Source organism: Aureimonas sp. CAS (assembly GCF_059838215.1).
Map to the genome: position 1 here is coordinate 2893631 of NZ_CM187563.1, position 25626 is coordinate 2919256.

Sequence of the window (25626 nt, forward strand, 5' to 3'; positions counted from 1 at the left end):
CTCATCTCGTCGCGCGGCCGGGTGGTCCCGGCCGTTAACGAAGCCTTAAGGCGGATGGCTGACGCGGGCCTTGCCGCAGAGCCCGCGCTCGATGCCTCAGTAGGGCATCACGTTGTCGAGAACCTGCTGGCCCCAGCCCGGCTGCTGCACCTCCGACAGGCGCCCGCGCCCGCCGTAGGAGATCCGCGCTTCCGCGATGCGGTCGGACGGGATTGTGTTGTTCGGCAGGATGTCGCCCGGCCGGATGAAGCCCGCGACCTGGAGGACGCGAAGCTCGTGGTTCACCCGAACCTCCTGCTGGCCGGCGATGAAGAGATTGCCGTTCGGCAGGACCTGGGTGACCACGGCGGCGACGAGAAGGTTGATCTTCTCCGAGCGCCGCACCTGTCCGCGTCCCTGCGCGCTCGTGCCGCCCTTCAGCCCGGTCGTCGCGCCGACGGTTCCGATGGAGGCGCCCGAGATCGAGCCTTCGAGGTCGAGGCCGATGTCGATGCCCGAATTGCGCGAGCGCCGCGTGTCGTTGTTGATCTGCGCGTCGTCGTCGATCTCGATCGAGACCGTGACGATGTCGCCGATGTTGAGCGCGCGCGTGTCGCGGAAGAAGTCGGCGTTGCGGTCGGTCCACAGCGAGTTCGTGCCGCGCGGCCGCTCGTAGGGGATCTCGGCGGCCTGGACGATCGGCGTGTTGTGGTAGATGCCGGCCCCGACGGGGCTCATGACCGGCTCGTTGCGGAAGTCCGCCTTCGAGGTCATGCAGCCCGAGAGCGCGAGGGCCGAGCCGAGCGCGGCGAGAATGCGGAAGGTGATCACGAACGGGCCTCCGGGGCCGAGGCAAAGCTGGTCGTGGCGGGATGGGTCCGCTCGACGATGAGAGCGGCGACCTCTGCGGCGACGGGCGCCGGCATCTCGGTCAGGATGGCGCTCGCCTGGCGCGACTTCAGCTTGGCGAGGATGGCGGCCGCCGCCTCGCGGTCGAGGCCCGCCAGCTGCGCGGCCGCCGCGTCCGGCCGCATGGTGGAATAGATGTCGAGGACGATCGGCGAGGTCGAATCGAGGAAGGCCTGACGCTTGTCGAGCCATTCCTGATACTCGGCGCGCTTGGCCTCCAGCTCGTCGATGCGCGCGTCGATCTGGGCCTCGAGCGCCTGGAGCTGCTCGGTCTGATGAAGCGTGCGGGCGTCGCGCGCCGGATCGACGATCGCCGCGCAATAGCGCTCGGCGTCGCTCATCACCGGCGCGGCCACCGTCTGGTTGGTGCCGTCCGAGCCGACGACCCGGACCGTATCGCGCGTTTCGGGCGCGGTCCGGCCCCCCGCTCCGATCGCGAAGGAGGTCGCGGACAGGAGCGTCGTGGCGGCGAGGAGGATGCGGAGCTGGATCATGTCACTGCACCACGAGATCGGCCTGGAGAGCGCCCGCGCTCTTGATGGCCTGGAGGATGGCGATGATGCCGGTCGGCCGCAGGCCGAGGCGGTTCAGGCCCCGAACGACGGAGTCGAGATTGGCGCCCTGGACGAAGGCGAGCTGGCCGCCCTCCTGCTCGGCGTTCACGACCGTGTCGGCGGTGACGACCGTCGCCCCGTCCGAGAAGGGCGCGGGCTGCGAGATGACCGGCGTGTCGGTGATGCGCACCGTCAGCGAGCCGTGGGTCACGGCGACGGTGGAGATCTGCACGTCCTTGCCGATGACGATGGTGCCGGTGCGCTCGTCGATGACGACGCGCGCGGCCTGGTCGGGCTCGATCGCGATGTCGCCGATCTCGGCGAGGAAGCGGGTCGAGGAGAAGGCCTCGGGGCGCGTCAGCGTCACCGTGCGGATGTCCTGCTCGCGGGCGACGGGCCGGCCGTAGCGGGTCTGCGCGAAGGCGTTGATGGCGTCGACGACGCGGATGACGGTCCGGTAGTCCGGATTGCGCATCTCCATCGTGATCGTCGGCGTCTCGATGTCGGGACGGGGCACCTCGCGCTCGATGAGAGCGCCCCCCGCGATGCGGCCGGCGGTCGGCACGCCCTGCGTCAGCGTCTCGTTGGCGCCCTCGCCCTGAAAGCCGGAGACGGCGAGCGGCCCCTGCGCGACGGCGTAGATCTCGCCGTCCGCGCCGTAGAGGGGCGTCATGACGAGCGTGCCGCCCATCAGCGAGGAGGCGTCGCCCAGCGAGGAGACGGACACGTCGATGCGGCTGCCGGTTCCGACGAAGGCGGGAAGCTCGGCGGTGACGACGACGGCGGCCACGTTGCGCGTGCGCGGATTGGCCGAGCGAACGTTCACGCCCATGCGGTCGAGCATCGACTGCAGCGACTGCTGCGTGAAGGGCGAGTTGCGCAAGGAGTCGCCCGAGCCCGAAAGGCCGATGACGAGACCGTAGCCGACCAGCTGGTTCTCGCGCACGCCCTTGACGGTGGTGATGTCCTTGATGCGCACGCCGGACACGCGGCGCGCCTCGGGCGAACGGTTGAGATTGGTGAAGTGCTCGCGCGCGCCGAGCCCGACCGCCCCTGCGGGCGCCCCGGCCGAATAGTCGGCTGCGAAGGTCGACGGCAGGGTGCCGGCGAGGAGACCGAAGGCGATGAGGGCGAGGGCCCGGAGGCGGAGCGAGGAGCGCATCAGTTCAGGATCTCGATCGTGCCGTCGTCGGCGACGATGCCGGTGATGGTGACGCCCGAATCCACGTTGCGGACACGGATGGACTGGCCGGCGCCCGCGCTCATCAAGGGCGTTCCGACGCCGGAGATGGTCAGGCCCGGCTCGCGGTAGACGATCGTGGTCGGCACGCCGGCGCGCACCACGTCGGGGCTCTTGAGGTCGGCGAGCATGATCGGGCGACCCGGCAGAAGGGTGCGCGCGGCGACCCGCCCGTCCAGCATGCCGCGTTCGATCACGTAGGAGGCGAGGTTCTCACCCGGCACGCGGAAGCGCGACGTGACGACACCGCGGTCGAGAACGCTCTGGCCGGGATAGACGACGCTCGCCGGAACCGGCAGGTCGATGTCGGCCGCGAAGGCGCGCACCGGGATCGAAAGCAGGAGCAGCGAGGCGACGAAGACCAGCGCCCCGTAGAAGAGGACGAGCAGCCGCTCGCGGTTCGATCCCTCGCGCATGGCTCAGCGGATTCCCTTGGAGACGACGCTCGACATGTCGTCGGCCGCCTGGATGACCTTGGAGTTCATCTCGTAGGCCCGCTGGGCGGAGATCAGCTCGGAGATCTCCTTCACCGGATCGACGTTGGAGCTTTCCAGATAGCCCTGCTTGAGGACGCCGTAGCCCGGATCGCCCGGCACGCCCGCGACCGGGGCGCCGGAGGCCATCGTCTCGCGGAAGAGGCCGCCGCCCTGCGCCGAAAGGCCGGGCTCGTTGGCGAAGGTGACCAGCGTCAGCTGCCCGAGCTCCTGATCGTCCTGCCCTTCGATGCGGGCGAAAACCTGGCCGGAATCGTTGACCACCACCTCGATCGCGTCGACCGGAATGTCGATCGCCGGCTCCACGGCGAAACCGTCGAGCGTGACCAGCTGGCCCTCGGCATTGGTGTTGAAGGCGCCGGCGCGGGAGTAGAGAATTTCCCCGCCCGGCCCCTCGATCTGGAACCAGCCGGGTCCGTTGATCGCGATGTCGAGGCGGTTGCCGGTCTGCTCCAGCGCGCCCTGCAGATGGACGTTGCGCACGGCGGCCGTGCGCACGCCGAGGCCGATCTGCGCGCCTTCCGGAATGACGTTCTCGCCGCCGCGGGCGGGCACGCCCTGCATCCGCTCGATCTGGTAGAGGAGGTCGGTGAACTCGGCGCGGGCGCGCTTGAACCCCGTCGTGTTGATGTTCGCGATGTTGTTCGCGATCACCTCGACGTTGGTCTGCTGCGCGTTCATCCCGGTGGCGGCGATGGCAAGGGCTCGCATCGGTTCTGGCGTCCTTAGATCTGCATGCGGGAGAGTTCGAGATAGGCGGAGACCACCTTGTCGCGCACCGCGACGGCGGTCTGGAGCGTGCGCTCCGCGTTCATCACCGCCTCGACGACGGCCTGCGTGGAGGCCGAGCCGTTGACGCCCTGGATCGACACGGTCTCGGCGGCCTTCAGGCTGCCCATCGCCTCGGAGGCGACCTGCGACATGACGGCGGAGAAGTCGGTGCCGGCCGCCTGACGGGCGGCGGCGGAGGCGGCAGAGGCGCCGGGCTGGATGCCGGAGAGACCGTCGATCTCCAGGCGCGGAAGGGCGGAATTGAGGGCGGGAATCATGGTCTTCAGCTCCTCATCAGGTCGATGGTCATGTTGACGAGCTCGCGGGTCTGCTTGACCACCTGGAGATTGGCCTCGTAGGCGCGATTGGCCTCACGCATGTCGGCCATCTCCACGAGCATGTTGACGTTGGGCAGTTTCACGTAGCCGTTCGCGTCGGCGGCCGGGTTGCCCGGATCGTACTCGGTGCGGAAGTCCGACCGGTCCGTGCCGATGCGGGAGACGCCGACGAGGTTGGCGCCCGTCAGCCGGTCGAGCTCGCCCGCGAAGGTCACCGTCTGGCGGCGATAGGGGTCCGAGCCCGGCGTCTCGCCCGTCGAGCGGACGTTGGCGACGTTCTCGGAGACGACGCGCAGTCGGGTGGACTGCGCTTCGAGGGCGGAGGCCGCGACCTTGAGCGCGGCGGAGATGGGATCGACCGACATCGTGTCTTCAGCCTCTGAGCGTGGAGAGGAGCATGCGGTGGAAGGCCTTGGTGATGGACGTGTTCAGCGCGTAGTCGCGCGAGACCTCGCCGGCCTTGAGCATCTCCTGCTCCAGGCTCACCGTGTTGCCCGAATGGGTGACGTCCCAGCGTTCCGACGCCGAGGGCGTGACGGCCTGCCCGGTCGGCCCGCCGCCGGCGGCCAGATGCATGCGGTCGGTTCCGGCCATTTCCAGGCCGGTCGTCTCGAGCACCTGCGAGAAGCTCGCGATGTCCTTCGCGCGGAAACCCGGCGTGTCGGAGTTGGCGACGTTCTCGGCGACGATGGCCTGCCGCTGGCTGAGCCATTCGGCCTGGCGGCTCGCAAGGCCGAAGAGATAGATGCCGCTCATGTCCCGGGCCTCTTTGAGACGGTTATGGTTAACCGACTTCTAAGGAGGACCACTTGCGTCAAGCTTGCTCATCCGAAGTAGAGCTTGCAGAAGATGTAGTTTAGAGGAAAGCTATTCTTAACGACCTGTTAACCATTGGTCGTCAGGCGAGCGGGCGAAGGCGCGCGGCCTCGATGGCTGACTTCAGGCGCGCGGTGTTCACCAGCGGATCGTCGTCCGGCTGGTCGAAGACGATGTAGGTGATGTCCACGCCCGCCTTGGTGGCGGTGAGGGCGAGCCGGAAATGGACGCTCACGCCCTGCGAGTGGAACTCCATGTCGAGATCGACTTCCGGCGCCGTTCCCCAGGCCAGGCGCACGTCTCCGCCATTGCCGAAGCGCAGGGCGCCGGGCGCGAGATAGAGCTGCGCGGCCCCTTCGACGAGATCGGCGAGGTTGCCGAGAAGGTCCATCCGCAGGAACGCGACGTAGTCGATCACGTCGACCAGCCGCAGTTCGGCGGCCACCTCCTTGACCGCGCCGGCAAGAAGCCGTTCGCGCGCCACGGCATGCTTGTTGCGGATGTCGAGCATGGCGTGAAAACCCATGAGGCAGGTCTCGTCTTCTAGATGTGATGCAGTCCGGCGCCGTCCTCGCGAACGCCCGCCGGCGCTGTCATCGAAGGTCAGGCGGCACCCATTCCGACGTGCGCGCCCTGCCTCTGATGCAGGTAGTAGATGAGCTCCGCGACCGCCTTGAAGAACTGCGGCGGAATCATCTGATCGACTTCCACATGCTCGTACATCGACCTTGCCAAGAGCTTGTCTTCGATGACAGGAACGTCGTTCGACTCGGCGATTTCTCTGATCTTCAGGGCCACGAGATCGACGCCCTTGGCGACGACGACCGGCGCGCCGCCCTCCTCGCGGACATAGCGAAGGGCGATGGCGAAGTGCGTCGGGTTGGCGATCACGAGGGTCGCCTTCGGAACCTCGGCCATCATGCGCTTCTTGGAGCGCTCGCGGGCGATCTGGCGCCGGCGCGCCTTCATCATCGGGTCGCCTTCGGCCTGCTTGTGCTCGTCCTTGATCTCCTGCTTCGTCATCATCAGGTCGCGCTTCCAGTGGACGCGCGAGAAGAGGAGGTCGGCGGCGACGAGGACGATGGTCGCGATCGAGACAGCCGACAGAAGCTGCATCGACATGGTCAGGATCGTCTCGGGCAGCTGGGCCGGGTCGGAGAACATCGTCGCCATGGCGGTCCGCAGGTCGGAGACGAGGAACATCGAGACGATGACTGTGATGGCGGCGAACTTGAACACCGCCTTGCCGAACTCGGTGAGGCCGCGGACGCCGAACAGGCGCTGCCAGCCCTGCCGGAGGGAGATGTTGGAGGCCTTCGGCCGGATGCGCTCCACGTTGATCTGGGGCACGTTCTGCAGCACCGAGGACATGACGCCCGCGATGATGAAGAAGGCGGCCGCCGGGGCGACGAAGATCGCCATCTCCAGCGCGGTCATGTGGAGGAGATGCAGCGCGTCGCGCCCGTTGCCGAGGTCCCACTGCGCGGGGTTCTCGAAGACGGAGGCGAGATTCAGGCCGAGACGCTCCCCCGCGTCGCGGAACTGGAAGGAGAAGAAGGCGAGCGCGGCGAACAGCGATCCCAGGATCGGGGCCTCGCGGGAGACGGGCAGATTGCCCTTCTCCACCGTGTCCCGGATCTTCTTTTCCGTCGGCTGCTCGGTTTTCGAGCTCCTGTCCGCTCCCTCGGCCAAGGTCGCTCGTCCTTATCGGTTCAGGCGTCGGCCGAGGGAAGGGCGATGCGGCCTTCGTTCGCCAGGCGCAGGGCCAGGGCGGCGATGGACCGGCGGGCGCTCTGCACCTCGTCGGGCGTGACGTCGCGCGGCTGGGCCAGCTCGGCTTCGACCATGCGGCGCGCTCGTGCGGCGAGCGCGGAGAGAACCGTCTCGCGCAGCTCGTGCTCGGCGCCGGTCAGCGCCGTCGTGACGATGTCCGACTGGACGTCGTCGAACAGCACCAGCAGCGACTTGCGCGAGAGCTGCGGCAGGTCCTCGAAGGCGAAGAGCAGGCGGCGGACCGCGGCGTAGTCGTCCGGCTCGCTCTGCGCGAGCGAGGCGAGAAGCTCGTCGGCCTGCGGCTTGTCCATGCGGTTGACGATCTCGGCGAGACCGGCATGGCGCGCGCTGCGCACCTTGCGCTCGTCGCGCGCGACATGGACGTTGCGGAAACTGGTCTCGAACATCGTCTCGGCGGCCGGCGTGAGCGGGCGCGCCACGAGAAGGCGGCGCAGCACGTCGTTGCGGAAGGCCGGCTCGAAGCCGCTGACGATAAGGGCCGCGATCTGCGGCGAAAGCCGGGGCAGGACGTTGGCGACGATCTGCGGATGCTCCTGGACGAGCACGGCGCGCATCGTGTCGACGCCCTGCTCCTCGAACCGCGGCCAGAGCGGCTGAGCGTCGTCCTCGAAGCCCGCCTGCGGCGTCTCGGGGAAGATCGTCGCCAGTTGCTCCTCGCTCAGCGTCTCCTTGAGGAGCTTCTGCATCTCGCTGTCGAGGGCCGACAGGCCGGGGCCGGTCTTGAAGGCTTCCTGGAACTCGAAGACGAGCGCGTCGAGCTCCTGCGCGGAGACCGGCGACTGGGTCGCGGCTCCGCGGCGCAGCGCGCGGATGTCGTCGGGACTGAAATGGCGCAGCACGCGCCCGGCGCCCGTCGGCCCGAGCGCCAGAAGAAGGACCGCGGCGCGCGAAGCGCCGTCGAGCGCGACGCTCATGCCGGTCCGATCGTAGGCTTCCACGCTGATCATCCGCTCAGGCGGCGGCCGGGCGCGAGCGCGCGGGGCGGGCGCCGGGGGACACGATCTCGGTCAGGGTGATGCCGAAGCGGGTCCCCTCGTTCTCCAGCACGACGACCTCGCCGCGCGCCACGACGCGGCCGTTGACCATCAGGTCCACCGGATCGCCGACGCTGGTGTCCAGCTTCACGACCGCGCCGCGGCCGAGCTTGACGAGGTTGGCGACCGGCATGGAGGTCTTGCCGAGCACGACCTGCACCGTCACCGGAATGTCCATGATGAGGTCGAGATTGGGCTTGCCGGCCGGGACCGGCTGCTCGAAGGCCTGCGCCTCGGGCGCCTCGTCCTCGAAGCCCGCGCCGTCGAAGCCGGCGCCGTCGAGACCCGCGCCGTCGAGGCCGAAACCGTCGTTTTCGAAGGCCGGGGCCTCGATCGCATCGTCTTCGTCCAACATCGTGTGATCGTCCTCTGGAGATATCGGCATCAGTAGCGTCCCAGGCTGGCGCGGACTTGAATTCAGGCGGCTTGACGGCGCGTTTCGGCGGCGGCGAGCGTCAGGTGGAGTTCAGCGGAGCGGATGGCGTAGTCCAGCCGCTCGGTCTGGGTCCTGCCGGCCGCGACGGCGTCCTGCAGCGCCTGCACGGTCTGCATGCCCTCGCACCGGAAGGCGGCGATGGCGCGTGCGGCGCGGTCGATGGCGGCGTCCGACTCGGCGAGCATGCGGCGGAAGCCGGAGCTTTCGGCGCGCAGCTTGCGCAGCTCGCGCACCATGGCGCCGCAACGCCAGGCCGTGAAGGCCAGCGCCGAGAGCAGCAGGAGGTCAATCAGCCAGGATGTCATCGATGAACTCCTCGGTCGGGTCGATCTTCTCTTCGATGCGAACGATGTAGGCGTCGCGCGAGCGGCCGATGCGGCCCCGGAAGAGGCGCTGGTCCTCGCATTCCAGCGTGACCAGACCGTCCAGGCGCGTGCCGAGGACGATGGTCTGGCCGACGGTGAAGGCGGACAGGGCGCCGAGGGTCGTCGGCATCTCGTCGAGAAGCGCCGTCACCTCCATCTGCGCGTCGAGAAGCCCCTCCTCGATGTCGCGCGCCCAGGCCTCGTCGGCGGGCGGCGCCGGGGGCTCGGGCAGGTGGTCCAGCTTGCGCCGGTGCAGCGCCAGGAGGCTCTGCGGGATGGCCGCGCCGATCACGCTGCGCAGATTGCCGAGCTTCAGTTCGAAGGTCAGTCCGACGAAGCCCGCCCCGTCCTGCGAGAGTAGCGCCTGCAGGCGCGCCGGAGCCTCGACGCTGACCAGTTCGCGCGCGACGAGCGCGGTCTCCATGATGGAGGACAGGGCCGCGTCGCCGCCCGCCAGGATCCGTTCCAGGACGAGGCGGCAGAAGCAGCGGTCGAGCTCGGTCAGCGGGCGGGGCGCGGCGGAGACCACCGTCCCGTCGCCGCCGAAGAGGCATTCGGCGACGAGATCGCCGAAGCCGGCGTCGAGCGTCACGAGGAGCGGCTGGGGCCAGCCCGGCGATCCGGCGAGCAGGAGCAAGGCGGGCGCGGAGCCCGGCGCGAGCGCCTCGGCGCCGACATAGTCGACCTCGAGCGGCGAGCCGAACTCGGAGGCCAGCGCGGAGCGCAGGCGCTCCGCCCATTCGGTGCCCACCAGCTTCAGCCGCGGCAGGCGGTCCGGCTCGACGCGCGCGGCGGAGCGAAGCGTGGTCTTGAGGTCGCGTTCGGCGCTCATCAGCATGGCCGCCCGCCCCGTCAGGCCGCTTGCGCGCTGGGCGCGCCGCCGCCGATCGTCTCGCTCTCGACCTCGTCGATCGTCGGACGGTCATAGGCGGAGATGGTCTTGCGGCCGTATTCGAGCGCCACCTGCGGCATGGCGCCGTTCATGTAGGCGATGAGCGTCTGCTTCACGATGACGTACATGCGGACCTTCTTTTCGCGAACGCCCTTCACCTTGGTGGCGATGGGGCCGACGACCGCGTAGGAGAAGAAGATGCCGGCGAAGGTGCCGACGAGGGCGGCGCCGATCAGCTGGCCGAGGATCTCGGGGCTCTGGTCGAGCGCGCCCATCGCCTTGATGACGCCGAGGACGGCGGCGACGATGCCGAGCGCGGGAAGGCCGTCGGCGACGTCCTGGAGCGCATGCTTGGCCTTCATCGTGTCGCGGCTGATGGTCTGGATCTCCTCGTCCATCAGCGACTCGATCTCGTGCGGACGCACATTGCCGATGATGATGAGACGGCAGTAGTCGCAGACGAAGCTGGTCATCGCCTTGTCCTTCACCACGTTCGGAAAGGCGGCGAAGATCGGCGAGGTCTCGGGGCTGTCGATATGGGTCTCGACCTCCGAGCGCGGCTTGCCGCGCATCTCGCGCATCAGCGAATGAAGGAGGCTGAGGAGGTCGAGATAGTCGCGCCGCTTGGGCACGGCGTTCTTGAACGCCTCGAAGCAGGCCTTGCCCGTGTCCTTCACCACCTTCATCGGGTTGGCGACGAGGAACGTGCCGAAGGCCGCGCCCAGGATGATGACGTATTCGAAGGGCTGCACGAGCACGTCGAGGTGCCCGCCCATCGCCATGTACCCGCCCAGCACGCAGCCGAGCGTCACGATCAGTCCCAGTATGATGCCCATCAGCTCCGCTCGTCCCCTCGTACACGGCCATGTGATTCCTAGGGAGACCGACTTGCGCGAGCCTGTTTGTCCGGCCACCATCGCCCGGCGACGACACGCGGGCCATCGGGACGAACCGCCGGCATGAGCCTCTCACCGCAGGACCGCCGCCGCCGTCTGGCGGCAAAGCGAGTGAACGAAAGCTTGAAGCTCGCGGCCAACTTCTTGAACGCGATCGCCATCGGCGTGGTCGGTGCGGCCTTCATCGTTCCGGGGGTCACCGACTTCGCGACGGTCCGGTGGATTTGGATTCCGGCCGGACTCGTCCTACATCTGGTGGGACACATGCTCCTGCAGTCGCTGCGATCGGAGGATTGACGATGTCAGATACGTTAGGCTGGGCCGTCCCCGTCGTGACGCTGGGCATCGCCGCCCTCATCTACGCGGCCGGGCGCTACTCTGTGCACCGCTTCGACAAGAAGTACGGGCGCGACCTGTAGGGCGCCCGCCGGGCCGCCACAGGCTGGGACAAGCTCGTTTTCCGATCCTTCGCCGGTCTTCTTCGGCCGTCCTCGCGACGCGCCCTCTTCCAGACGACCGGACCCCATCTCATGCAAACTTCGCTGCCGATCGCCCTGTCCGCCCAGCTGGCGATGGAGAAGCGTCTCGACACCATCGCCAACAACGTCGCCAACGCGCGGACGGTCGGCTTCCGCGCCGAGGAGGTGAAGTTCGAGACCTATCTCTCGACGACCGACCGCAGCCGCGCCGCCTTCGTCTCGCCGGGCGAGACCTTCCTGTCCACGCGAGCCGGAGAGCTGACGCAGACCGGCAACGCGCTGGATCTGGCGGTCGCCGGCGACGGCTGGTTCGCGTTCCAGGGTCCGAAGGGTCCGGTCTACACCCGCGACGGGCGCATGCAGATGACCCCGGACGGCGAGTTGCAGACCCTCACCGGCCGTCCGATCCTCGACGTCGGCGGGGCTCCGCTCCTGGTCGATCCGGCCGGCGGCACGATCCACGTCGCGCGCGACGGCATGATCCTGCAGAACGGGGCGCAGGTCGGCGCGGTCGGCCTGTTCCAGATGCAGCCGCAGACGAATTTGACGCGCTTCGACACGTCCGGCGTCGTGCCCGACCGCCAGCCCGTCGCCGTCCTCGAATTCGGCGAGATCGGCGTGGTGCAGGGCTTCGTGGAAGGCTCCAACGTCAATCCGATCCTGGAGATCACGCGCCTGATCGAGGTGCAGCGCGCCTTCGAGCAGGGGGCGAGCCTCGTGTCCTCAGCCGAGCGCTCGCTCGATAGCGCCATCGCCGCGCTCGGGGCGCAGCGGTGAGCCAAGTCGCACGGGCCGCGCCCGACTTCTCGGCCCTCGAAGGGCCGACGATCGAGGTCTTCGGACAGGTCGTCGACATCAGCCCGCAGGCGTTCCGCGTCGCCGGGCTTTCGCCCTTCCTGCGGCTCGGCGACTGCGTGGTCTGCGAGGGACCGGAAGGCGGCGAGCTCGGAGAGGTGGTGCGTATCGAGGGCGACACGGCGACGGTCAAGCCCTTCGCCGTCGGCCTTCGCGCGGGCGTGCGCTCCCGCGCCCGCCGGGGCGGCCCCGTCACCATTTCGCCCACGAGCGCCTGGAAGGGCCGGGCCGTCGACGCCTTCGGCCGCCCGTGCGACGGGCTCGGCCCGCTCGACAGCGGGGACGACCCGCAGATCGCCGACCGCACCGCCACCGCCGCCATGCGCCGCGGCCGCATCCGCACGCCGGTGAAGACGCAGGTCAAGGCGATCGACGTCTTTACGCCTCTGGTGAAAGGGCAGCGGATCGGCATCTTCGCCGGCTCAGGCGTCGGCAAGTCCACGCTCCTGTCCATGCTGGCGCGCGCCTCGGGCTTCGACAGCGTCGTCGTCGCTCTCGTCGGCGAGCGCGGCCGCGAGGTCCGCGAGTTCCTGGAAGAGACGATGAAGGGCGCGCTCGATCGCGTCGTCACCGTCGTCGCCACCGGCGACGAGAGCCCGATGATGCGGCGCCTCGCGCCCAAGACCGCGATGTCCATCGCCGAGTATTTCCGCGACCAGGGCGACGACGTCCTCCTGATCGTCGATTCCGTCACGCGCCTCGCCCATGCCGCCCGCGACGTCGCGCTCGCGGCCGGCGAGCCGCCGGTCTCGCGCGGCTATCCGCCGAGCGTCTTCTCCGAGCTCCCGCGCCTTCTGGAGCGTGCCGGAGCGGGCGCGGAGGGCTCCGGAACCATCACCGGGCTCTTCGCCGTCCTCGTCGATGGCGACGACCATAACGAGCCGATCTCCGACGCGATCCGGGGAACGCTGGACGGCCACATCGTCCTCGACCGGGCCATCGCGGACGAAGGTCGCTTCCCGGCGATCGACCTTCTGAAATCCATCTCCCGCATGGCGGACCTGTCCTGGACGCCGCAGGAGCGCGAGCTCGTCACCAAGCTCAAGGCGATGATCGCGCGCTACGAGGACACGCGCGACCTGCGCCTCCTCGGCGGCTACGTGCGGGGCAATGACGGCACGCTCGACCAGGCGGTCGATCTCGTGCCGCATCTCTATTCGGCAATGGCCCAGCACCCGTCCGACCCGCGCGAGGCCGACGCCTTCGAGGCCCTGTCGCGCGCGCTCAAGGCCGGTCTCGGCGTCGGCTGAGGCCGTCAGGATCGGGCCTGCGCCCGACGAAGCCCTCATCGGCCCTTCGGGCCATCCTCCCCCGTTCCGGGAGAGGGAAGAACGGCCTTCCCGGCAAGGTCGATGCAAGACCGAAGCGACGAAGCGATCCCTTCTCCCCTCGGGGAGAAGGTCCCGGCAGGGGGAAGAGGGCTTCGAGGGGCTCCGGCGCCCACCCCTCCCCCATCTGCGCGTTTGCGGACTTGCACCTCGGCCACGTCCCCTCCAAGAGGAAGGCGAGGAGGCCCCCCGGCATGACGACGACACTGGAGAACCCCGCCTCGAAGCGTCCGCGCGCTCGGCTCGACGCGCTCGCCGACCGCTGGACCGCGCGGCGTCTGCGGCCGATCCTGTGCCTCGACGATTTCGAGCCGGCGGCGCGCCGGATCCTGCCCCGTCCCCTGTTCGGCTATGTGGCGGGGGCGGCCGAGACCAACGCCGCGCTCGCCAACAACCGCGCGGCCTATGCCGCCTACGGGCTCGTTCCCCGCACGCTGGTGGACGCCTCGAAGCGCCACACGCGCAAGACCCTTCTGGGGCGGACATGGGCGCATCCCTTCGGCATTCCGCCGATGGGGCTGTCCGCGCTGATGGCCTATCGCGGCGACCTCGTTCTGGCGGAGGCCGCGCGCCGCGCCGACATACCGATGATCCTCAGCGCCACCTCGCTGATCCCGCTCGAGGAGGTCGCGAAGGTGACGCCCGGCGGCTGGTTTCAGGCCTATCTGCCCGGCGACGAGCGGCGCATCGACGCCATGATGGATCGCGTGGAGGCCGCCGGCTACGAGACCTTCGTCCTGACGGTCGACGTCGCCGTCACCCCGAACCGCGAGAACAACGTCCGCAACGGCTTCTCGACGCCGCTGAAGCCGAGCCTGCGCCTCGCCTTCGACGGCGCGGTCCGGCCCGAATGGACCTTCGGGACGCTCGGCCGCACGCTGCTGAGCCACGGCATGCCCCATTTCGAGAATGGAGACGCCTTTCGCGGCGCGCCCATCTTCTCGCGCAACGCGGCTCGCAACTTCGACGGGCGCGACGCACTCGCCTGGCCGCACATGGAGCGTATGCGAAAGCGCTGGAAGGGCAGGTTCGTCGTCAAGGGCATCCTCCACGTCGCGGACGCGGTGCGGGCGGTGGAGAGCGGCGCGGACGCGATCGTCCTCTCCAACCATGGCGGGCGCCAGCTCGACGGCGCCCTGTCCGCCCTGACCGTCCTGCCGGAGATCCGGCGTGCGATCGGAGCGAACGCCGAGATCATCGTCGACGGCGGAATCCGGCGCGGCACCGACGTGATGAAGGCGCTCGCTCTCGGAGCGGACTTCACGCTGGTCGGCCGTCCCTTCCTCTATGCGGCGGCCATTGCAGGCGCGGCGGGCGTCGATCACGCGACGGGGCTTCTCGCCGCCGAGATCGAGCGGAACATGGCGCTGATCGGGATCACCGACCTGAACGAGCCCGACGAAAGCTTCGTCCGCCGGCTGGACGGGCTTCCTATCGCCTCGGCGTAAGGCGGAAGCCGGCGACCCCCGCGCAGAGCCAGCCGAGGATCAGGATCGAGCCGCCGAGCGGCGCGGTCGCGATCATGTCCCGCGGCGCGAAGACGGCCCGCACGAAGAGGTCGCCCGAGAATAGGAGCACGCCGAGGACCCAGGCGGTCGCCGCGATCGAAAGAGCGCGCGTCCCCCGGTCGGCGAGACAGGCCGCGAGGACCGCCGGGGCGTGGACGAGGCAGATCGCCGCCGCCGTGCCGACGAGCCTCGGGTCCCCGCCATGGGCCGCATAGGCCGCTCCTGCGACGCCCGCCGCGCCCATGAGGCCGGCGGCGGCGATGAGGAGAGAAGCGCGCATGAATCGTCCCTTCCGTTGACGCCCCACCTGCTCGCTCCCCGCCCCGCGCGTCAAGCCGATCGCTTTCTTCGGGGGGCCGGCTCCGCTATGCGGGACGAGGACGGCAGGCGGGGCCTCATGGAATGACGAAGATCGGCGACATCCTGAGCGTCATGGACGCGGCGGCGCGTGAAGCCGGCGCCCTGGCCCTGCGGGCGCGAAGCGAGGGCATAGAGGCCGAGTTCAAGGCCGATTGCAGTCCGGTCACCCGCTCGGACCGGCAGGCCGAGGCGATCATCCTCGAATGGCTGGGCAGCGCCTTCCCCGGTCTTCCCGTGGTCGCGGAGGAGGCCTTCGCGGCCGGTCGCGTGCCCGATGTCCTCGGGCAGCGCTTCTTTCTGGTCGATCCGATCGACGGAACGCGCGAATACATCGCCGGGCGTGACGAGTTCACCGTGAACATCGCCCTTCTGGACCGGGGAGAGCCGGTCGCGGGAATCGTCTTCGTTCCGGCGCTCGGCCAGCTCTATTCGGGTTCGCCGGAGGGCGCCTTCCGGCGGACGGGCGAAGGCCCCGCCCAGCGGATCGGCGTGCGCCGGCCGGACGGACCGCCGGTCGCGCTCGCCAGCCGCTCGCACCGGACGAGCGCGACGAACGACTGGCTCGCCGCCCACGGCGTGGAGACGGTGCTCGCGGTCGGCTCGTCCCTGAAGTTCTGCCGGCTCGCGGAAGGGGCTGCCGACGTCTATCCCTGTCTCGGCCCGACCATGGAATGGGACACCGCCGCCGGACAGGCGGTGCTCCAGGCCGCCGGCGGGCGCGTGGCGCAGCCGGACGGAGCGCCGCTCCTTTACGGCAAGCGCGGGCCGGACGGCCGGCCGGACCTCCTGAATCCGCCCTTCGTCGCCTTCGGCCTCGTCAGCCTGACGACGGCCTGACCCCGTCCGGCGGCGAGCCCGGCAGGTCCGGCGCGTCGGCCTGCGGGTCCGCCAGAACGACGTCGAGACGCGGCTCGACATGGGGCATCTCGTCCCGAACCGAGCCCTCCCAGAGCTGGTAGCCCGCCGAATGCGCGGCCTTGCCGAGAAGATGGGCCGAGAGCGGCGCGGTCAGGAAGAAGAAGAAGATCGCCGCCACGGCCCGCAGCACCTCCGCCGTCTCGTTGGAGACGATGGCGAGCGCCACGAGCGTCAGCGCCGAGCCGACCGTTCCCGCCTTCGCCGCCGCATGGACGCGCGTGTAGAAGTCGGGAAAGCGCAGCAGGCCGATCGCCGCCACGAGCACGAAGGACGTGCCCGCCAGGACGAAGATGCCCGCCAGGATGTTGGCGACGGCCGTCATCGCAGCATCTCCTCGCGCGCGAAGGCCTCGCGCCGCCGATGGCGTTCCTCGGCCTCCTCCTTCGGCACCTCCTGGACGGGCGAGCGCTCGGTGTCGCCGCGCGCCAGAATGAAGCGGGCGAAGGAGATGGTGGCGAGAAAGCCCACGAGGCCGAGCGCGATGGCGACGTCGACATAGAGGGTGAAGCCGGTGTCGATGCCGACCACCGCGACGAAGCCGATGGTCGAGGCGGTCAGGACGTCGAGACCGAGGACACGGTCGGGCAGCGTCGGCCCCTTCCAGATGCGGATGATGGTCAGGACGAAGGCGATCGAGAGCAGCGCCAGCGCGAGGCCGAGCGCGAAGTCCAGGAAGGTCTCGGACAGCGTCAGGACGTTCATCGAAGGGCCTCCAGCAGCCGGCGCTCGAAGCCTTCGGCGATCTTGCGGCGCTCGGCGTCGGGATCGGAGCAGTCGAAGGCGTGGATGAAGAGCGTCGTCCGGTCCTCGGAGATGTCGAGGACGACCGAGCCCGGGGTGAGGCCGATGAGATTGGCGAGAAGGGCGATCTCGAAATCGCGGTCGACCATCAGGCGATAGGCGAAGACGCCCGGCTTGAGCTCTCCGTCCCGGTCGAGGACGGCGCGGGCGATGCGAACGGCCGAGGCGAGGATCTCCCAGACCAGGAAGGCGAGCAGGGAGCCGATCTTGGCCCCGCGCGAGAGATAGCCGCCCGTGCCGATCTGCTCGCGGATCAGATACAGGGTGAAGGCCGCCAGGGCGAAGCCGAACAGGAGGTTGGCGAGGGTGAAGGTGGCCGTGACGACCACCCAGACCAGCGCCAGGACGATGTTGACGACGAAGAGCGTCACCGCGTGCTCCCCAGGACCGAGGACAGATAGGCGCTGGGGGAAAGGAGCTCGTTGGCCGCCTGGAAGGTCAGCGTCGCCAGCCATTGCGGGAAGAGACCGACGAGGACGACGAAGAGCGCCAGCCCGACCAGCGGGACCAGGGCGAGCGGGCGCCCCGGCGGCGGCGCGCGGAACGTGTCGTCGGCGATCGCCTTGGCCTCCACGGGGTCGTTCGCGCGGCTGAGCGCGGGCAGCGGACGCCAGAAGGCGAGCGCGAAGACCCGCACGGCCGCGATCGTGATCAGGAAGCCGGAGAACAGGACGGCGAAGGTAAGCCAGGGCAGATCCGCCGCGATCGTGGAGCGCACGAGCAGCATCTTGGGCCAGAAGCCCGAGAAGGGCGGCAGGCCGGCCACCGAGAAGAGCAGCACGAGGAAGAGGGCGGAGAAGAGCGGATGGCGCCGCCACATCCCGCCCATCTCGTGCAGCGAGGAGGAGCCGTTCCGGAAGGCCGCGACGCCGGTCGCCAGATACAGCGCCGTCATCACCACGATCGAATGGAGCGCGTAGAAGATCGAGCCGGCGAGCCCGGTGGCGAGCGTTCCCTGCGCCGCGAGGTTGGAGATCCGCTGGGCGAGCGTGCGCGTGTCCTCGCCCACCACGCTCGCCGCTCCGGTGACGATCGAGACCGATTCGCTCTCCAGGATCGGCGGGACGGCGAAGCCGACGAGGATCGTGCCGATGCCGGCGATGACGAGATAGTTCAGCAGCCGGCGGATGTCGGTCTGCGCCAGCGCGCCGAGCGCGCCGACCATCATGGTCAGCGCCGCCATCCAGGCGATCACGATGCCCAGCCCCTCCCGTTCGGGCGGGAAGAGCATCAGGACGATGCGCAGCATCGCGTAGATGCCGACCTTGGTCAGGAGTCCCGCGAAGAGCGCCGACACGACGAAGCGCGGCGTGTGGTAGGAGGCCGGGAGCCAGAAGTTCAGCGGAAAGGCCGCCGCCTTCATCGAGAAGGAGATGAGGAAGAGGACCGCGATGGTCTGCAGCGCGCCCTCGCCTTCCATCGCCGCCGACTTCACCGCGATGTCGGCCATGTTGAGGGTGCCGAAGACGCCGTAGAGATAGGCGACCGTCAAGAGGAAGATCGTGGCGGCGATGAAGTTCAGGAAGCAGTACTTCGTCGCCCCGTCGAGCTGCTCGCGCTCCGATCCGAGGATCAGGAGGCCGAACGAGCCGATCAGCATCACTTCGAACCAGACGTAGAGGTTGAAGATGTCGCCGGTCAGGAACGAGCCACACACGCCCGCGATCATGATGAAGAGGAACGGGTAGAAGCCGTAGCGCCGCTCCTCGGAATCGATCGAGGCGACGGCGTAGATGCCGCAGGCGAGGCCGACGAAGGCCGAGACGGTCAGGAAGAGCGCGCTCGTCAGATCGGCCGTGAAGGAGACGCCGAAGGGCGGGCGCCACCCGCCCATCGCCATCGAGATCGGCCCGCGCGTCGCCACCGTGACGAGCAGCGCCACCGCGTTGACGAGCAGCAGCGACAGGCCGACGACGGCGACCGGCGGATGCCAGGCCATCTGTCGGCGCATCATCAGGAGGACGGCCGCGAAGACGAAGCAGATGCCGATCGGCAGGATGAGCAGCCAGTCCGCCAGCCCTCCGTCGCGGAGCACCATTGCGTCCAGAACCATCTGGTCGAAGGAGCGGGTCTCGGTCACGGCGTCAGTATCCGAGAGGCGGCAGCCCCTCGTCCTCGGGTTCGGCGACGCGCATGCGCTGCGTGTCGTCCGTCTCCAGATCCTGGTAGGCGCGATAGGTCAGCACCAGGAGGAAGACGAAGAGCGAAAAGGCGATCACGATCGCGGTCAGGATCAGCGCCTGCGGCAGCGGATTGGCGATCTCGGTCGGCGGCATCTCCAGGCCGTAGGGGATCAGCGGCGGCGCGATGGGGCCGATGCGGCCCGCCGCGAACAGCGCCAGATTGCAGGCGTTCGCGAACAGGACGACCCCGATCAGCATGCGGATGATGTGCCGGGACATCAGGAGATAGATCCCGAAGGCGAACATGATCCCGGAGACGGCGGCGATGGCGGTTTCCATTCCGGCCTACCTCTCCTCGAGCGAGAGCGCGATCGCGACGATGGCGCCGACGATGACGAGATAGACCCCGATGTCGAAGAACAGCGTCGAGGAGATCGGCACCTCGCCGCCGAGGAAGTCGGGAAAGGCCCAGAGCCCGGTCATGAAGGGGAAGCCGGCGACGATCGAGGCCATGCCGGACAGGACGGCCATCAGAAGGCCGAAGGCCGCGTAGGCAATCGGGTGGAAGTAGAGCGCGCGCCGCACCGCCTCGACGCCGACGGCCATGCCGTACACCGCGATGGCCGAGGCCGCGATCAGCCCGCCGATGAAGCCGCCGCCCGGCTCGTTGTGCCCGCGCAGCAGGACGAAGAGCGAGAAGAGGAACATCAGCGCCGTCAGATAGGGAGCCGAGACGCGGAAGATGATGGTTCTCATGCGACCTCTCCCGTGCGGGCGGCCGCGACCGCCTTCGGCGTGACCGGGCCGGGCGCGCCGGCGGGCTTGCGCTTCTTCTTGGCCCGCGCGGCGAGCTCCTTCTTCGAGACCCGAATGCGCACCAGCGCCAGGATCGCCGCCGCCGTCGTCATGACGACCGCGATCTCGCCCATCGTGTCGACCGCCCGGAAGTCGACGAGGATGACGTTCACGATGTTCCGGCCATGGGCGATCGTATAGCTGTACTGGGCGAAGAACTGCGACACGGCCGGGTCGAATTCGAGCTGCGTGACCGTGATCAGGAAGAGCGCGAAGCCCAGCCCGCCGAAGCCGGCGAGGACCATCTCGGGCATGGCCTCGCGCCAGGGGCGCCGGTCGGCCGGCATCAGGCGAAGGCGCGTCATCACGAGCGCGAGGATGGCGACCGTCAGGATCTCCACCATCAGCTGGGTGAAGGCGAGGTCCGGGGCGCCGAGGAGGAGGAAGAGCAGCGCGGTTGCGATGCCCTGAATGCCGAGCGAGACCACGGCGGCCAGCCGGCTCGGCGCGTTGGCGACGACGACGAGGCCGAGCACGACGAGGCCGAGCACCGCCCATTCGTAGAAGTAGAGATTGGGCATGGCCGGCCATTCGGGCAGCGCGTCCGCCCCGATCAGGGTCACCCAGAGCGCGCCGATGATCACGATGAAGGTGACGCGCATGTAGTAGTCGAGGCGGCCCGGCTGCAGGAGGTTCGTCAGCCGGAAGGAGAAGGCGATGAGCCCGCGCATCAACTGGTCGAAGCCACGATCCGGTCCCCAGCCGATGGAGGACAGGGTCGAGGCGATCCGCGCGCGCAGCGGGGCCGAGTACCAGTAGAGGATCAGCCCCGCGATCACGGTGACGATCGACAGATACAGGGCCGCCCCGAGATGGAAGCCGACGGCGATGGTGATCGCCACCGCCTCGTTCAGCGCGGGCGGGGCCATCGGGTTGGAGACGAGCGTGTGGGTCGTCTGCGAGAAGATGCCCGCCAGAAGACCGACGACGCCGAGGATGAGCGGGCCGATCCAGACGAGGAAGGAGGTCTCGTGCGCCTTGCGCAGGCCGGTCGGCAGCGTGCCGACGAAGGGCTTGAGCGCGACGATCAGGACGGCGGCGAACATCAGCGAATTGCCGATCAGCGCCGCGCCGGTGACGAGGATCGTGAACAGACCGCCCCCCGAAGAGGCGGAGGCCGCGTAGACCTCCTCCTTGGCGAGGAAGCCGAAGAGCGGCGGCAGGCCGCCCATCGCCGCGGCGCCCAGAAGCGCGGCGGCGAAGGTGATCGGCATCGTCCGCCACAGGCCGCCGAGCGCGCGGATGTCGCGCGTGCCCGCGCCGTGGTCGATCGAGCCCGCGACCATGAAGAGGCAGGCCTTCGCCAGGCAATGGGCGATGAAGTAGAGGACGGCGGCCTCGATCGCGAGCTCGGTGCCGATCCCGATCATCATGACGAGAAGGCCGAGCGAAGCGACGGTCGTATAGGCGAGGAGCAGTTTGACGTCCGACTGGCGCACGGCGAGCAACGCGCCGACGACGAGCGTGACGCCGCCGAACAGCGGCAGGATCGTCTCCCACCACACCGTTCCGCCCATGAAGGGGAAGAAGCGCATCAGGAGATAGATGCCCGCCTTCACCATCGTCGCCGAATGGAGATAGGCCGAGACCGGCGTCGGCGCCTCCATCGCGTTCGGAAGCCAGACGTGGAAGGGCATCTGCGCCGATTTGGTGAAGGCCCCGATCAGAAGCAGGATCAGGATCGGCAGATAGGCCCCGCTTTCCAGGATGGCCTGCGGCTGCTCGGTCAGCTCGCTGACGGAGGTGATGCCCGTCGCGCCCCGGATCATGATGAGCCCGGCCAGAAGCGCCAGCCCGCCGCCGCCGGTCACGACCAGCGCCTGGATCGCGCCGCGCCGCGCCGCCTCGCGCTCGTGCTCGAAGCCGATGAGCAGGAACGAGGTGATGGAGGTCAGTTCCCAGAAGATGAACAGGGTGATGAAATCGTCCGACAGGACCAGACCCAGCATCGAGCCCATGAACATGAAGATGAAGGTGTAGAACCGCGCCTGGTTCGTCCCCTTCGTCAGGTATCCGCCCGTATAGAGGACGACGAGGACGCCGATCCCGAGGATCAGGAGCGCGAACGCGTAGGCCAGCCCGTCGAGCCGGAACGAGAAGGCGACGTCGAAGGCCGGGATCCAGTTCAGCGAGAACCGCAGGACCTCGCGTCCCTGCACACGCTCGGAAACGGCGAAAACGAGCAGGAAGGCGAGCGCCGGAACGAGCGCCAGCGCATAGGCCGCGAACCGGCCGAAGATCCGGTGAGCGGGAGAGGAGAGAAGGGCACCGAGAAAGGGAAGCGCGACGGCGAGGTAGAACAGCTTTTCGTACCACGCTCCCATTCGGATGCGGCCCCCATTCGGCGTTGCAAAGAAGTGGACCCGCGATCCCCTCTTTTATTGTAAGCGACCTTCCCGCAGCTTCAAGGTCCAGATCGCGCCGACACGGCTTTCAAAGGCCTGAAAGCCCGGCATTTTATGCGCCGCACGCACTCATCCCGCGTTGCCGCATGCCTCGCCAGTCATTAGCTAGGCTCTTCCCTCACCCGCCGCCCCTTTCGGCGGGCGCCATGCCCGCCAGCCGCCCCGCGCGGCGAATCAGGACGAGAGAGCCGCCGATGATCCGACATCCTTCGACGCAGCCCCCGGTCGCCGAGCGCAGGCCGAGCCGCGACACCCGGCACGGCATCGAGCGCGTGGACGACTACGCCTGGCTGCGCGCCGACAATTGGCGCGAGGTCTTCAGGGATCCGAGCGTGCTCGATCCGGCGATCCGCGCGCATCTGGAGGCGGAGAACGCGCACCAGAAGGCCGCGATGGCCGACGAGGAGGAGCGGATCGCCACGCTCGTCGCGGAGATGCGCGGGCGCATCAAGGAGGACGATTCTTCCGTGCCCATGCCGGACGGTCCGTATGCCTACGGCACCGCCTATGCCCACGGCGCGGAATATCCGCGCTTCGTTCGCGTTCCGCGCGGCGGCGGGGAGGAGGAGGTCCTTCTCGACGGCGAGAAGGAGGCGGCGAGCCGGCCCTATTTCTCGCTCGGCGGCGTCGCTCATTCGCCGGACCATGCGCGCATCGCCTGGGCGCACGACGACAAGGGCTCCGAATTCTACACGATGACGATCCGCGATCTCGAAACGGGCGCGGACAGGGCCGTGCGGGTCGGGGACACGAGCGGCAGCGCCACCTGGGACGGCGCCGGCACGGGCTTCTTCTATGTCCGTCTCGACCCGGACCATCGTCCGAGCAAGGTGCTCTTCCACGCGCTCGATGGGGGCGAGGACCGCCTCGTCTACGAGGAGGCCGACAGCGGCTTCTTCGTCGGCGTCGGCGAGACGCAGTCGCGCCGCTTCGTCGTGATCGACATCCACGACCACGAGACATCCGAATCCTGGCTCGTGCCCGCGGACGCGCCGGGAGCCGCGCCCCGCCTCGTCGCGGCGCGCGAGACCGGCGTCGAGTACGACGTCGACGAGGCCGAGGGGCGTCTCTTCGTCCGAACCAACGCGGACGGCGCGCGCGACTTCAAGATCGTCACCGCCGACCCCGAGGCGTCGGGCCGCGAAGGCTGGACCGATCTGGTGCCGCACGAGGACGGGCGGCTGATCGTCAGCCATCTCGTCCTGAAGCGCCATCTCGTCTGGCTGGAGCGGCGCGACGGCCTGCCGCGCATCGTCGTGAAGCGCCTGGAGGACGGAGAAGAGCACGCGATCGCCTTCCCGGAGGAGGCCTATTCGCTCGGGCTCATCGGCTCGGCCGAATACGACACGACGACCATCCGCTTCTCCTATTCCTCGCTGACGACGCCCGCGCAGGTCTTCGACTACGATCTGGAGAGTCGGGAGCGCACCCTTCTGAAGACCCAGGAGGTCCCATCGGGCCACGACCCCAGCGCCTACGTGACGCGCCGCCTGATGGCGAAGGCCGCGGACGGCGAAACGGTGCCGATCTCGATCCTGCACCGCCGCGACCTGACACTCGACGGTTCGGCGCCACTGATGCTCTACGGCTACGGCTCCTACGGCATCACCATTCCGGCCGCCTTCAACGCCAATGTGCTGAGCCTCGTCGATCGCGGCTTCGTCTGGGCCATCGCCCACATCCGGGGCGGCAAGGACAAGGGCTTCCGCTGGTACGAGGAGGGCCGGCGCGAGCACAAGACGAACACCTTCACCGACTTCCTCGCGGCGGCGGACCATCTCGTTTCGGAAGGCTACACGCGGCACGACCGGATCGTCGCGCAGGGCGGCTCGGCGGGCGGCATGCTGATGGGCGCCGTCGCCAACATGGCGCCGGACAAGTTCGGCGGGATCGTCGCGGTCGTCCCCTTCGTGGACGTCCTCAACACCATGCTCGACGACACGCTGCCGCTGACCCCGCCCGAATGGCCCGAATGGGGCAACCCGATCGCCTCCAGGGAGGATTACGAGCGCATCGCCGCCTACAGCCCCTACGACAACGTCGCGCGACAAGACTATCCGCCGATGCTGGTGCTGGCCGGGCTGACAGACCCGCGCGTCACCTATTGGGAGCCGGCGAAATGGGTCGCGAAGCTCCGGGCCATGAAGACGGACGACAATCCGCTGCTTCTGAAGGTGAACATGGACGCCGGCCACTCCGGCGCCTCGGGCCGCTTCGCACGGCTGGAGGAGACCGCGACGATCTACGCCTTCGCGCTCGCCGTCGCGGGTTGAGGGATCAGCCGACCGGACGCCACTGCCAGACCGTCGTCGCCTTCACCTCCGCGTCTTCCAGCGCGCGGGTGACGGGCACGGCGTAGCGGGCGAGCTCCTCGACGCGCGCCCTCGGCAGATAGGCCCGGCCGGGATCGCCGACGATCACCGTCGTCCCCCGTTCGGCCAGCCGGTCGAACCATGGCGTCAGGCGCTCGGCGAAGGGCCGGTCGTAGAACACGTCGCCCGCCAGGAACACGTCGCAGGCGATGTCCTCACCCACCGCGTCGGCGATCCGCATGTCGATGCGGACCCCGTTCCGCTCGGCGTTCATCGCGATCGCGGCACCCGCGAAGCGGTCGATGTCGAGCGCCGTCACACGCGCCGCGCCGGCCTTCGCGGCGGCGATCGCGACGAGACCGGAGCCGCTGGCGAAATCGACCACGTCGCGGTCGCGCACGGTTTGGGGATGATCGAGAACGTATCGCGCGAGCCCCTGCCCGCCCGCCCAGGCGAAGGCCCAGAAGGGCGGCGGCAGGCCCAGGGCCTCCAGCTCCTCCTCGGTCTTCAGCCAGAGGTCGTGGGCCTCGTCGGCCAGATGCAGGACGAGTTCGGGCACGTGCGGCGGAGCGTCCACCGACGTGTTGGCGAAGATGAAGTCCGTCAGGCGATCGAGATGCGGCATGGAACCTTATGCATCGCCGACGGGTTTGTGGCAAAACTGTGTAAAGGAGTTTGCGATGCTCAAGGGCGGTCTTCTCTGGCTGATCGGTATCCCGATCCCCATCATCATTCTTCTGATGATCTTCGTCTTCTGACGATCTCGGCCTTCGGCGGCCTGCGTTCGCCGGGAGCCATCCTATACGATCGAGGCGCGTTGCATGTCGCGCATTGATCTCGAGCAAGACGCGAGAAGGCCATGGCGACGGTCGCGCCATGGCCTTCTCTACGTTTCGGGACGAAAAACCGCGCGTCCGGCTATTTCAGCCGGTCCGACTGCCCCTGCAGCTCGTCGATGAGCTTGGAGGCGTCTGCCTTGGTTAGCGTCTCGTCGAAGGGCGTGCCCGTCTCCTCGCAGAGCGTCTTGAGATAGGAGGCCTGCGCTCCCGTCATCGGCTCGCCGCCGGTCGTCCAGGTGCTCGGGTCCTTCTCGGTGTTCGACGAGGTGTCGGTCTTGGGGCTCGCATCGGCCATGGCTCGAAATCTTTCGGTTCGGAGAATGTT

32 protein-coding genes are annotated in these 25626 nt (G+C 68.7%); 7 read left to right on the forward strand and 25 right to left on the reverse strand.

The annotated features are described in order from the left end of the window. Window positions 1–96: 96 nt before the first annotated feature. The 15 genes from flgH to motA form a co-directional block, all read right to left on the reverse strand. Window positions 97–810 carry a flagellar basal body L-ring protein FlgH gene (flgH, locus tag AC6R2M_RS13855; RefSeq protein WP_500483082.1) on the reverse strand — a complete coding sequence of 238 codons (714 nt, stop codon included), beginning with the start codon at window positions 808–810 and terminating at the stop codon, window positions 97–99. Beyond that, entirely contained in the window at window positions 807–1382 is a 576-nt protein-coding gene (locus tag AC6R2M_RS13860; protein WP_500483084.1) for a MotE family protein, read from the reverse strand. Before AC6R2M_RS13860 ends, flgH begins: the two co-directional genes overlap by 4 nt. Before the next feature lies 1 nt (window position 1383). Next, window positions 1384–2604 carry a flagellar basal body P-ring protein FlgI gene (locus AC6R2M_RS13865; RefSeq protein WP_500483086.1) on the reverse strand — a complete coding sequence of 407 codons (1221 nt, stop codon included), beginning with the start codon at window positions 2602–2604 and terminating at the stop codon, window positions 1384–1386. Beyond that, window positions 2604–3098, reverse strand: a complete 495-nt coding sequence (gene flgA / locus AC6R2M_RS13870) for a flagellar basal body P-ring formation chaperone FlgA (protein ID WP_500483088.1) — start codon at window positions 3096–3098, stop codon at window positions 2604–2606. The genes AC6R2M_RS13865 and flgA overlap by 1 nt, the downstream gene beginning before the upstream one ends. A gap of 3 nt (window positions 3099–3101) precedes the next feature. After that, a complete protein-coding gene (gene flgG / locus AC6R2M_RS13875; RefSeq protein ID WP_500483090.1) occupies window positions 3102–3887 on the reverse strand; it encodes a flagellar basal-body rod protein FlgG in 786 nt (261 codons plus the stop codon). A gap of 14 nt (window positions 3888–3901) precedes the next feature. Further along, window positions 3902–4225, reverse strand: a complete 324-nt coding sequence (gene fliE, locus AC6R2M_RS13880) for a flagellar hook-basal body complex protein FliE (RefSeq protein ID WP_500483092.1) — start codon at window positions 4223–4225, stop codon at window positions 3902–3904. 5 nt (window positions 4226–4230) lie between these two features. Further along, on the reverse strand, window positions 4231–4650 hold the full coding sequence (gene flgC / locus AC6R2M_RS13885) for a flagellar basal body rod protein FlgC (RefSeq protein ID WP_500483094.1): 420 nt from the start codon (window positions 4648–4650) through the stop codon (window positions 4231–4233). A gap of 7 nt (window positions 4651–4657) precedes the next feature. Next, window positions 4658–5041: a flagellar basal body rod protein FlgB gene (flgB, locus tag AC6R2M_RS13890; protein ID WP_500483096.1), complete on the reverse strand. Its 384-nt coding sequence runs from the start codon at window positions 5039–5041 to the stop codon at window positions 4658–4660. Window positions 5042–5183: 142 nt separating this feature from the next. After that, window positions 5184–5627, reverse strand: a complete 444-nt coding sequence (locus tag AC6R2M_RS13895; protein WP_500483097.1) for a BspJ family T4SS effector nucleomodulin — start codon at window positions 5625–5627, stop codon at window positions 5184–5186. Window positions 5628–5704: 77 nt separating this feature from the next. Further along, the gene (gene flhB / locus AC6R2M_RS13900; RefSeq protein ID WP_500483099.1) at window positions 5705–6793 is read right to left on the reverse strand and encodes a flagellar biosynthesis protein FlhB; all 1089 of its coding nucleotides are present in this window, start codon (window positions 6791–6793) and stop codon (window positions 5705–5707) included. 20 nt (window positions 6794–6813) lie between these two features. After that, window positions 6814–7833, reverse strand: a complete 1020-nt coding sequence (locus tag AC6R2M_RS13905) for a FliG C-terminal domain-containing protein (RefSeq protein ID WP_500483101.1) — start codon at window positions 7831–7833, stop codon at window positions 6814–6816. A gap of 13 nt (window positions 7834–7846) precedes the next feature. After that, complete coding sequence (gene fliN, locus AC6R2M_RS13910; RefSeq protein ID WP_500483103.1) at window positions 7847–8284, reverse strand: flagellar motor switch protein FliN; 438 nt, start codon at window positions 8282–8284, stop codon at window positions 7847–7849. 62 nt (window positions 8285–8346) lie between these two features. Next, entirely contained in the window at window positions 8347–8670 is a 324-nt protein-coding gene (locus tag AC6R2M_RS13915) for a hypothetical protein (RefSeq protein WP_500483105.1), read from the reverse strand. Continuing rightward, complete coding sequence (locus AC6R2M_RS13920) at window positions 8651–9562, reverse strand: FliM/FliN family flagellar motor switch protein (protein WP_500483107.1); 912 nt, start codon at window positions 9560–9562, stop codon at window positions 8651–8653. The genes AC6R2M_RS13915 and AC6R2M_RS13920 overlap by 20 nt, the downstream gene beginning before the upstream one ends. A 20-nt stretch (window positions 9563–9582) precedes the next feature. After that, on the reverse strand, window positions 9583–10458 hold the full coding sequence (gene motA / locus AC6R2M_RS13925) for a flagellar motor stator protein MotA (protein ID WP_500483110.1): 876 nt from the start codon (window positions 10456–10458) through the stop codon (window positions 9583–9585). A 123-nt stretch (window positions 10459–10581) separates the two neighbouring features. Here motA and AC6R2M_RS13930 point away from each other — a divergent pair, with 123 nt between their 5' ends. The 4 genes from AC6R2M_RS13930 to AC6R2M_RS13945 all read left to right on the forward strand — a co-directional run bounded on the left by AC6R2M_RS13930 (window position 10582) and on the right by AC6R2M_RS13945 (window position 14628). Continuing rightward, window positions 10582–10815 carry a hypothetical protein gene (locus AC6R2M_RS13930; protein ID WP_500483112.1) on the forward strand — a complete coding sequence of 78 codons (234 nt, stop codon included), beginning with the start codon at window positions 10582–10584 and terminating at the stop codon, window positions 10813–10815. Between the two features lie 233 nt (window positions 10816–11048). Beyond that, a complete protein-coding gene (gene flgF / locus AC6R2M_RS13935) occupies window positions 11049–11774 on the forward strand; it encodes a flagellar basal-body rod protein FlgF (RefSeq protein WP_500483114.1) in 726 nt (241 codons plus the stop codon). After that, on the forward strand, window positions 11771–13102 hold the full coding sequence (locus AC6R2M_RS13940) for a FliI/YscN family ATPase (protein ID WP_500483116.1): 1332 nt from the start codon (window positions 11771–11773) through the stop codon (window positions 13100–13102). Before flgF ends, AC6R2M_RS13940 begins: the two co-directional genes overlap by 4 nt. Before the next feature lie 272 nt (window positions 13103–13374). Next, entirely contained in the window at window positions 13375–14628 is a 1254-nt protein-coding gene (locus AC6R2M_RS13945) for an alpha-hydroxy acid oxidase (RefSeq protein ID WP_500483118.1), read from the forward strand. On the opposite strand, the gene AC6R2M_RS13950 is transcribed toward AC6R2M_RS13945, so the two are convergent. Further along, entirely contained in the window at window positions 14612–14968 is a 357-nt protein-coding gene (locus AC6R2M_RS13950; RefSeq protein ID WP_500483120.1) for a DUF423 domain-containing protein, read from the reverse strand. The genes AC6R2M_RS13945 and AC6R2M_RS13950 overlap by 17 nt on opposite strands. A 122-nt stretch (window positions 14969–15090) precedes the next feature. On the opposite strand from AC6R2M_RS13950, the gene cysQ reads away from it, so the two are divergent. Then, window positions 15091–15885, forward strand: a complete 795-nt coding sequence (gene cysQ, locus AC6R2M_RS13955) for a 3'(2'),5'-bisphosphate nucleotidase CysQ (protein WP_500483122.1) — start codon at window positions 15091–15093, stop codon at window positions 15883–15885. On the opposite strand, the gene mnhG is transcribed toward cysQ, so the two are convergent. Genes mnhG through AC6R2M_RS13990 form a run of 7 tightly spaced genes read right to left on the reverse strand, consistent with a single transcriptional unit; the run spans window position 15866 to window position 22069 of the window. Next, entirely contained in the window at window positions 15866–16288 is a 423-nt protein-coding gene (mnhG, locus tag AC6R2M_RS13960) for a monovalent cation/H(+) antiporter subunit G (RefSeq protein WP_500483124.1), read from the reverse strand. The two genes, cysQ and mnhG, sit on opposite strands and share 20 nt — an antisense overlap. Further along, window positions 16285–16668, reverse strand: a complete 384-nt coding sequence (locus tag AC6R2M_RS13965) for a cation:proton antiporter (protein WP_500483126.1) — start codon at window positions 16666–16668, stop codon at window positions 16285–16287. The genes mnhG and AC6R2M_RS13965 overlap by 4 nt, the downstream gene beginning before the upstream one ends. Then, a complete protein-coding gene (locus AC6R2M_RS13970) occupies window positions 16665–17138 on the reverse strand; it encodes a Na+/H+ antiporter subunit E (RefSeq protein WP_500483128.1) in 474 nt (157 codons plus the stop codon). Before AC6R2M_RS13970 ends, AC6R2M_RS13965 begins: the two co-directional genes overlap by 4 nt. Continuing rightward, window positions 17135–18820 (reverse strand): proton-conducting transporter transmembrane domain-containing protein, encoded by a 1686-nt coding sequence (locus tag AC6R2M_RS13975; RefSeq protein WP_500487603.1) that lies wholly within the window; start codon window positions 18818–18820, stop codon window positions 17135–17137. Before AC6R2M_RS13975 ends, AC6R2M_RS13970 begins: the two co-directional genes overlap by 4 nt. Before the next feature lie 31 nt (window positions 18821–18851). Continuing rightward, window positions 18852–19229, reverse strand: a complete 378-nt coding sequence (locus AC6R2M_RS13980; protein ID WP_500483130.1) for a Na+/H+ antiporter subunit C — start codon at window positions 19227–19229, stop codon at window positions 18852–18854. Window positions 19230–19235: 6 nt separating this feature from the next. After that, entirely contained in the window at window positions 19236–19646 is a 411-nt protein-coding gene (locus tag AC6R2M_RS13985) for a Na(+)/H(+) antiporter subunit B (protein ID WP_500483132.1), read from the reverse strand. Next, the gene (locus tag AC6R2M_RS13990; RefSeq protein ID WP_500483134.1) at window positions 19643–22069 is read right to left on the reverse strand and encodes a putative monovalent cation/H+ antiporter subunit A; all 2427 of its coding nucleotides are present in this window, start codon (window positions 22067–22069) and stop codon (window positions 19643–19645) included. The genes AC6R2M_RS13985 and AC6R2M_RS13990 overlap by 4 nt, the downstream gene beginning before the upstream one ends. 275 nt (window positions 22070–22344) lie before the next feature. On the opposite strand from AC6R2M_RS13990, the gene AC6R2M_RS13995 reads away from it, so the two are divergent. Beyond that, window positions 22345–24423: a S9 family peptidase gene (locus AC6R2M_RS13995; protein WP_500483136.1), complete on the forward strand. Its 2079-nt coding sequence runs from the start codon at window positions 22345–22347 to the stop codon at window positions 24421–24423. 4 nt (window positions 24424–24427) lie between these two features. On the opposite strand, the gene AC6R2M_RS14000 is transcribed toward AC6R2M_RS13995, so the two are convergent. Further along, window positions 24428–25087 carry a class I SAM-dependent methyltransferase gene (locus AC6R2M_RS14000; RefSeq protein ID WP_500483138.1) on the reverse strand — a complete coding sequence of 220 codons (660 nt, stop codon included), beginning with the start codon at window positions 25085–25087 and terminating at the stop codon, window positions 24428–24430. Between AC6R2M_RS14000 and AC6R2M_RS14005 the strand changes: the two genes are divergently transcribed. Further along, window positions 25086–25220, forward strand: coding sequence for a hypothetical protein (locus AC6R2M_RS14005; protein WP_500483140.1), 135 nt, complete (start codon window positions 25086–25088; stop codon window positions 25218–25220). The genes AC6R2M_RS14000 and AC6R2M_RS14005 overlap by 2 nt on opposite strands. 160 nt (window positions 25221–25380) lie before the next feature. Here AC6R2M_RS14005 and AC6R2M_RS14010 read toward each other — a convergent pair whose 3' ends face one another. Beyond that, on the reverse strand, window positions 25381–25596 hold the full coding sequence (locus tag AC6R2M_RS14010; RefSeq protein WP_500483141.1) for a DUF3072 domain-containing protein: 216 nt from the start codon (window positions 25594–25596) through the stop codon (window positions 25381–25383). Between the last annotated feature and the right edge of the window lie 30 nt (window positions 25597–25626).

Coding starts and splice junctions, on each gene's coding strand:
- AC6R2M_RS13860 (WP_500483084.1), bottom strand. CDS start 1,382: ATGATCCAGCTCCGCATCCTCCTCGCCGCCACGACGCTCCTGTCCGCG.
- AC6R2M_RS13865 (WP_500483086.1), bottom strand. CDS start 2,604: ATGCGCTCCTCGCTCCGCCTCCGGGCCCTCGCCCTCATCGCCTTCGGT.
- flgA (WP_500483088.1), bottom strand. CDS start 3,098: ATGCGCGAGGGATCGAACCGCGAGCGGCTGCTCGTCCTCTTCTACGGG.
- flgG (WP_500483090.1), bottom strand. CDS start 3,887: ATGCGAGCCCTTGCCATCGCCGCCACCGGGATGAACGCGCAGCAGACC.
- fliE (WP_500483092.1), bottom strand. CDS start 4,225: ATGATTCCCGCCCTCAATTCCGCCCTTCCGCGCCTGGAGATCGACGGT.
- flgC (WP_500483094.1), bottom strand. CDS start 4,650: ATGTCGGTCGATCCCATCTCCGCCGCGCTCAAGGTCGCGGCCTCCGCC.
- flgB (WP_500483096.1), bottom strand. CDS start 5,041: ATGAGCGGCATCTATCTCTTCGGCCTTGCGAGCCGCCAGGCCGAATGG.
- AC6R2M_RS13895 (WP_500483097.1), bottom strand. CDS start 5,627: ATGGGTTTTCACGCCATGCTCGACATCCGCAACAAGCATGCCGTGGCG.
- fliN (WP_500483103.1), bottom strand. CDS start 8,284: ATGTTGGACGAAGACGATGCGATCGAGGCCCCGGCCTTCGAAAACGAC.
- AC6R2M_RS13915 (WP_500483105.1), bottom strand. CDS start 8,670: ATGACATCCTGGCTGATTGACCTCCTGCTGCTCTCGGCGCTGGCCTTC.
- AC6R2M_RS13920 (WP_500483107.1), bottom strand. CDS start 9,562: ATGAGCGCCGAACGCGACCTCAAGACCACGCTTCGCTCCGCCGCGCGC.
- motA (WP_500483110.1), bottom strand. CDS start 10,458: ATGGGCATCATACTGGGACTGATCGTGACGCTCGGCTGCGTGCTGGGC.
- AC6R2M_RS13930 (WP_500483112.1), top strand. CDS start 10,582: ATGAGCCTCTCACCGCAGGACCGCCGCCGCCGTCTGGCGGCAAAGCGA.
- flgF (WP_500483114.1), top strand. CDS start 11,049: ATGCAAACTTCGCTGCCGATCGCCCTGTCCGCCCAGCTGGCGATGGAG.
- AC6R2M_RS13945 (WP_500483118.1), top strand. CDS start 13,375: ATGACGACGACACTGGAGAACCCCGCCTCGAAGCGTCCGCGCGCTCGG.
- AC6R2M_RS13950 (WP_500483120.1), bottom strand. CDS start 14,968: ATGCGCGCTTCTCTCCTCATCGCCGCCGCCGGCCTCATGGGCGCGGCG.
- cysQ (WP_500483122.1), top strand. CDS start 15,091: ATGACGAAGATCGGCGACATCCTGAGCGTCATGGACGCGGCGGCGCGT.
- mnhG (WP_500483124.1), bottom strand. CDS start 16,288: ATGACGGCCGTCGCCAACATCCTGGCGGGCATCTTCGTCCTGGCGGGC.
- AC6R2M_RS13965 (WP_500483126.1), bottom strand. CDS start 16,668: ATGAACGTCCTGACGCTGTCCGAGACCTTCCTGGACTTCGCGCTCGGC.
- AC6R2M_RS13975 (WP_500487603.1), bottom strand. CDS start 18,820: ATGGTTCTGGACGCAATGGTGCTCCGCGACGGAGGGCTGGCGGACTGG.
- AC6R2M_RS13980 (WP_500483130.1), bottom strand. CDS start 19,229: ATGGAAACCGCCATCGCCGCCGTCTCCGGGATCATGTTCGCCTTCGGG.
- AC6R2M_RS13985 (WP_500483132.1), bottom strand. CDS start 19,646: ATGAGAACCATCATCTTCCGCGTCTCGGCTCCCTATCTGACGGCGCTG.
- AC6R2M_RS13990 (WP_500483134.1), bottom strand. CDS start 22,069: ATGGGAGCGTGGTACGAAAAGCTGTTCTACCTCGCCGTCGCGCTTCCC.
- AC6R2M_RS13995 (WP_500483136.1), top strand. CDS start 22,345: ATGATCCGACATCCTTCGACGCAGCCCCCGGTCGCCGAGCGCAGGCCG.
- AC6R2M_RS14005 (WP_500483140.1), top strand. CDS start 25,086: ATGGAACCTTATGCATCGCCGACGGGTTTGTGGCAAAACTGTGTAAAG.
- AC6R2M_RS14000 (WP_500483138.1), bottom strand. CDS start 25,087: ATGCCGCATCTCGATCGCCTGACGGACTTCATCTTCGCCAACACGTCG.
- AC6R2M_RS14010 (WP_500483141.1), bottom strand. CDS start 25,596: ATGGCCGATGCGAGCCCCAAGACCGACACCTCGTCGAACACCGAGAAG.